Source organism: Oleiphilus sp. HI0043, assembly GCF_001634935.1.
On the sequence record NZ_LWEY01000313.1, the window covers coordinates 1 to 1,724 of the forward strand.

The 1,724-nt window shown below is 45.6% G+C and carries 2 protein-coding genes; both read right to left on the reverse strand.

The window, feature by feature from the left end:
- On the reverse strand, positions 1 to 1,049 hold a 1,049-nt coding region (locus tag A3729_RS04345), incomplete at its 3' end, for an ammonium transporter (protein WP_231877335.1).
- 67 nt (positions 1,050 to 1,116) lie between these two features.
- Positions 1,117 to 1,455: a P-II family nitrogen regulator gene (gene glnK / locus A3729_RS04350; protein ID WP_068507212.1), complete on the reverse strand. Its 339-nt coding sequence runs from the start codon at positions 1,453 to 1,455 to the stop codon at positions 1,117 to 1,119.
- Positions 1,456 to 1,724: the final 269 nt, after the last annotated feature.

A 1,724-nucleotide genomic window follows, 5' to 3' on the forward strand; every position in this document is an offset into this window, starting at 1 on the left:
AAGATACCCCATAGACCTACTACACCGTGTACCGAGATTGCACCAACAGGATCGTCAAGCTTAAGCTTATCAAGTGTTACGATTGAGAATACTACGATAACACCACCGATCGCACCAATGATCGTTGCTAGTAGTGGAGAAGGATCAGCAGGCTCTGCAGTGATCGCAACCAAACCTGCTAGTGCGCCGTTCAATGCCATTGTAAGGTCAGCCTTACCGAATAGAATACGTGCAACGATCAATGCAGCGATCAAACCACCTGCCGCAGCAGCGTTAGTGTTCAAGAATACGCTTGCTACTTCGTTAGCTACTTCGATACCACCCAGTTTAAGAGTAGAACCACCGTTGAAACCGAACCAGCCCATCCACAGGATGAATGTACCTAGCGTTGCTAGAGGAAGGTTCGCACCTGGGATAGCGTTAACCTGACCGTTAGCACCGTACTTGCCTTTACGAGCACCTAGCATGATAACACCAGCCAATGCTGCTGCAGCACCTGCCATGTGAACGATACCTGAACCAGCGTAATCGCTATAGCTACTGAGGTCGTACATACCGAACACAGAGTTACCACCCCAAGTCCAGCCACCTTCCATTGGGTAGATGAAACCCGTCATAACAACTGCGAATGCTAGGAAAGCCCAAAGCTTCATACGCTCAGCAACCGCACCCGATACGATAGACATTGCCGTTGCAACGAATACGACCTGGAAGAAGAAGTCAGAAGCGCCTGAGTAAACAGAGTCACCGCCGAAGCCGTTTTCAGCAGAATCTGCTAGAGCTTGAGCAACGTCTATAGTTGCAACGCTGTCAGTACCTGATAGGAAGAAGCCGCCGCCATACATGAACTCGTAACCACAGATTAGGTACATGGTGCATGATACTGCAAACAGTGCAACGTTCTTGGTTAGGATCTCAGTGGTGTTCTTGGCGCGAACCAAGCCTGCTTCCAGCATGGCAAAACCTGCTGCCATCCACATAACTAATGCGCCGCACACCAAGAAATAAAAGGTGTCCATTGCATACTGCAATTCATAAATGTTGTTCATTACGTTTTCCATAAGGAAATCTCCGTACTGTATTCTAAAAAATTAGTTGCTTAGTGATGAATGAGATTTAAACCGCATCAGTGCCGGTTTCACCGGTACGGATTCGAATAACTTGCTCAAGCGGTGAAATGAAAATTTTACCGTCACCAATTTTGCCGGTATTAGCTGCTTTGCTGATAGCTTCAACAACTTGGTCAACCAAGTCGGAACCAATGGCAACTTCAACTTTAACCTTAGGAAGAAAGTCAACAACGTACTCAGCGCCACGGTATAATTCCGTGTGACCTTTCTGACGGCCGAAACCTTTAACTTCAGTTACGGTAATACCTTGTACGCCAATTTCAGACAATGACTCACGTACATCGTCCAGCTTAAATGGTTTGATTATGGCAGTTACGAGTTTCATGGATATCTCCTGTGCTGTCGCTGCAATATTTACTAGTTAAAAAAATGTGTTTTAGTTCTTGTTTGCTATTCAAAATGAAAAACGAATCTCTCATTCGGAATAACAAATCTGATCGGTATATAGCAGGGGGTGTGCCAGTTTGAAAAAAAGCTTATATAACAGTTACATAAGATTAAGTGTTATTGTTGAGTGGTGGTTTTGTTGTGGTCTTGTGGTGCGGGCTTGGATTTGGCGCACCATAATGACGCAATATCTGATGCGGGTTGGCG